This window comes from Scytonema hankhaensis NUACC26 (assembly GCF_045865695.1).
Taxonomy (GTDB): domain Bacteria; phylum Cyanobacteriota; class Cyanobacteriia; order Cyanobacteriales; family Nostocaceae; genus Scytonema.
The window spans coordinates 1-4,108 of the sequence record NZ_BAACAP010000026.1; the positions used below are offsets into that span (position 1 = coordinate 1).

Here is a 4,108-nt window from a genome sequence, read left to right on the forward strand (position 1 = left end):
CCGGGAAAGGTGAATCCTACCCAGTGTGAAGCCCTAGCAATGATTGCAGTGCAAGTGATGGCAAATGATGTAGCGGTAACGTTTGGCGGGGGGAGTGGCTATCTGGAGATGAATGTTTATAAGCCGCTGATTATTCACAACATTATCCACTCGATTCGGATCGTAACTGATGGATGCCACAACTTTAGTCGCTTTTTGGTGGTAGGAATGCAACCCAACCAGAAACAGATTAATGCCTTTGTCGAGCGATCGCTAATGTTGGTAACTGCCCTCAGTCCGATCGTTGGTTACGACAAAGCCTCACAAGTGGCGCACTATGCCCTCGATCGCGATCTGACACTTAAGGAAGCTGCTCTGAAGCTAGGGTATATTTCCGCCGAGGAGTTTGACCGGGTGGTCGATCCCGCGAAGATGGTTCATCCTTACGTTGCGAAGCAGTAATTGAGTCCCTGTAACGTGTCAAGGTGACCATAAAATTTTGATTCAGGTGACAATTCCTCATCTTCTCTCTCTGCGTACTCTGCGTACTCTGCGGTTCAAAAATAATTTATTTAACCGCACCAGACGCAGAGTACGCAGAGGTAAGAGGAGAGAGGGCGATTGATTTACTAGAGTTTTTCTCCACGATAGGGCTATGTATTATAACTCAGTGCAAAGTGCAGTTTATGCCCGTGTACAGTATAACCTACATCTTGACAAGAAAAACAAACAATGCATGAGGACGTAAGAGTCATGACTACCAAAACCAATCTGAACGGCAAGCGCAGTATAGAACTTCTCCATGACCCATCGCTCAATAAGTCTACTGCCTATACGGAAACTGAACGGCAGAAGTTAGGGCTAGTGGGGCTAGTACCCGACGTGACCGAATCGGAAGATTTACAATTGCGCCGCGTTATGCAGCAGTTGGGACACAAGAACACCGATCTCGAGCGCTACATCTACCTGATGAATTTGCTCGACCACAACGAAACCCTATTTTACCGGACGATCGCGTCAGATCCAGTGCGGTTTCTGCCTATTGTCTACGATCCGACAATTGGGGAAGCCTGTCTCAAGTTTGGATATATCTTCCGAGGACCCAGGGGGATGTATTTGTCAATCGAGCGCCGGGGGCAGGTGAAAGAAATTCTCCGCAACTGGCCTGTAAAGGATGTGAGAGTTATTTGTGTCACCAACGGAGGACGCATTCTCGGATTGGGAGATCTCGGTGCTAACGGCATGGGCATTCCGATCGGCAAACTCCAACTTTATACAGCGACAGCAGGAGTTCCACCCGAAGGACTGTTGCCCATCTACCTTGATGCCGGAACCAATAACGAGCAATACCTGAACGATCCACTATACTTGGGTCTACGCAAAACGCGCCCATCGACAGAAGAACTTTACACCTTTGTTGATGAATTTGTTGACGCAGTACAAGAAGTTTTTCCCCTTTGCTGTACCCATTTTGAGGATTGGACGGGTGTCGATGCGGTGCATCTGCTGGAACGCTATCGAGACAAAGTATCTTGCTATAACGACGATGTGCAGGGTACCGCAGGCATCACCCTAGCTGGCATGCTCAACGCGGTCAAGCTGAAAGGCACGCAGTTAAAGGATGAGAAGTATTTGTTCCTGGGCGCTGGTTCGGCGGCCATCGGTCTGGCTAATCTGCTTTGTACGGCGCTGGTTGCACAAGGTATGACCCTCGAGGATGCTCAGTCACGGGTGCATATGTTCGACATTAACGGACTGCTTGAACCGACTCGCACGGATCTGGTAGATTTTCAGAAGCCTTATGCCCATCCGCACCCACCGACCAAAAACTTTGTTGCTGCGATCGAGAGCATCAAGCCAACGACAATTATCGGCGTCAGTACGGTTGGCGGTGCCTTCACTCAACAGGTTGTCGAGACTATGTCGCAGCTTAATGAACGCCCTATAATCCTAGCGCTGTCGAACCCAACTGAACATGCGGAATGTACAGCCGAACAGGCGTACACTTGGTCAAAGGGCAAGGCAATCTATGCGGCCGGAGTTCAGTTCCCACCAGTTAACTTCAACGGTCAGACCTTTCTGCCAGGACAAGCTAATAATTTCTACATTTTCCCAGCGATTGGATTGGCCATTTACGCTACGCAGGCTAAGCGTGTCCCCGACGAAATGTTCATTGAGGCAGCAGCAGCAGTAGCCGACCAGGTGCCAGTGGATATGCTAAAACAAGGACTCATTTATCCGTTGCAGTCGAACATCCTTGAAACAGAGATTAAGACAGCTATCCGTGTCGCAAAGCTGGTGTTTGATAGTGGGTTGGCACGGGTCGATCGCCCTGCTGACATAGAAGCATTCATTCGTCAGCACGTTTACAAGCCGGAGTATAAAACACTCGTTTAAGAAAAGCGATCGCGGCAGCCCGATAAGGAGCTGCATTTGTTCTAATGTCAAGCTGTTAGGAGCATAGAAAAGTAAATGCCAGATAAAAAGGTTCGTAGCAGGAGAGACTTCCTTATATCATTCAGTCGGCTTACCGCTACGGGTTTCGTCGCGCCAGTCGTGGCATCGGCAACTGCAACCGCTGCCGCCGCCATCGCTATGTCTGTTCGCCAATTAAAATCCTCGGAAAAGCAGACCGAAGCTACCGTACAAGAGACCGTGGACGCGCTTCAGGATGCTTACGGTTTACACCGTGGTCAACGACGAAATCACACAAAAGGTGTGGGTGCTTTAGGCACCTTCGTCGGTAATCCAGAACTCAGAAAAATCTCGAGATCTGCGCTGTTCTCTGGAGAAGAACTCGACGTCGTCGCACGCTTCTCCATAGCTGGTGGTGACCCAATGGCGTCAGACGCTGAGAAAAGCCCGCGCGGTATGGCGCTCGAATTCAGGCTGCCAGGTGGCAGCCTACATCACATGACTATGCTCAGTACACCGATGTTCTTTGCTGCCGTACCGCAAACGTTTCTGGACAAGTTCATCGCACTGGCGATCGATCCCGCTACAGGAAAACCGGACATGGCGAAGTTCAAGAACTTCGAGTCTTCTCACCCGGACAACGTGCTGCAAACAAAATTCTTGGAGGAGTACAATCCACCGCCAAGCTACGCCGATTGTGCATTTTACGGCATCCACGCCTTCAAGTTCATCAATGCTACAGACAAGACGACAATCGTCAAATTCCGTTTTGTTCCCCAAGATGGCGAGAAGCAGCTCTCGGATGCACAGTTGTCATCAATGCCGCGTAACTTTCTCGAGCAGGTACTAATGGAGCGTATGAGCAAGGGTCCAGTGAACTGGGATATGATCGTGACGATCGGCGAGCCTGGTGACCCTGAAACCAATCCGACGCTTCTGTGGCCGGGGAACCGTCGAGAACTGAAGGCTGGCACCCTAACACTGACATCGGCAATGCCATCCGATTTAGCTGGCAGTTATAAGATCAACTACGATCCTCTGGTCATGGCAGACGGGATTGCACCGACTGACGATCCTGTTCTTCTCTTCCGGTCTCCTTCCTACGGCACATCCTACACAAGGCGGATACGTGACCTGTGACGGATTCTTGCTACAATGATTGTCTTTCTCGCTTCAGACGACAGCAGCTTTGTAAATGGCGTTGAGCTGTTTGTCGATGGTGGTATGGCATAGATTTGAAGCGCCCTAAATGCGATCTCTCATGTTTCAAGCAGGCTGTGTGCCGTTCACTTTGTGCAATACAAAAAAAGTTATGGAACCGCAGATGAACGCAGATGCACGCTGATAAATCTGTACTTCATTCAAGTGAGAGAAGAAGTTGACGATCGAACGAAGGAGGTTAACAAATGTCCGCAAAAATCAACCATCTTCGCCGCCGCTTTTTGAGTACTGCAGCCATGACCATTGCTGCCGCCCATCTCGGCAAGATGAATTCTACAGCCACACAAGCCAGTAAGCCAAAATCGGCAGATCTGCCCACGATTAAGCCAGGAACGAACACATCATTCACCTCACTGAAACAGATCGATGCTGGTGTCCTAAATGTTGGATACGCTGAAGCTGGTCCGGTAAATGGTCGTCCGGTAATTCTCCTGCACGGCTGGCCTTACGATATTCACAGCTATGTCGATGTCGCCCCTTTGTTAGCGGCGGC

General features: G+C 49.9%; 4 protein-coding genes and 1 pseudogene. All 5 read left to right on the forward strand.

The annotated features are described in order from the left end of the window. Positions 1–441: pseudogene (fumC, locus tag ACKTT2_RS00425) on the forward strand (class II fumarate hydratase); the annotation flags it as partial. Between the two features lie 291 nt (positions 442–732). After that, positions 733–2,376: an NAD-dependent malic enzyme gene (locus ACKTT2_RS00430; RefSeq protein WP_407882858.1), complete on the forward strand. Its 1,644-nt coding sequence runs from the start codon at positions 733–735 to the stop codon at positions 2,374–2,376. A 159-nt stretch (positions 2,377–2,535) separates the two neighbouring features. After that, positions 2,536–3,534, forward strand: coding sequence for a catalase family peroxidase (locus tag ACKTT2_RS00435; protein ID WP_407882860.1), 999 nt, complete (start codon positions 2,536–2,538; stop codon positions 3,532–3,534). A gap of 15 nt (positions 3,535–3,549) precedes the next feature. Next, positions 3,550–3,627: an SDR family oxidoreductase gene (locus ACKTT2_RS00440; RefSeq protein WP_407882864.1), complete on the forward strand. Its 78-nt coding sequence runs from the start codon at positions 3,550–3,552 to the stop codon at positions 3,625–3,627. Positions 3,628–3,800: 173 nt separating this feature from the next. After that, a partial coding sequence (locus tag ACKTT2_RS00445; RefSeq protein WP_407882862.1) for an alpha/beta fold hydrolase occupies positions 3,801–4,108 on the forward strand: 308 nt, incomplete at its 3' end.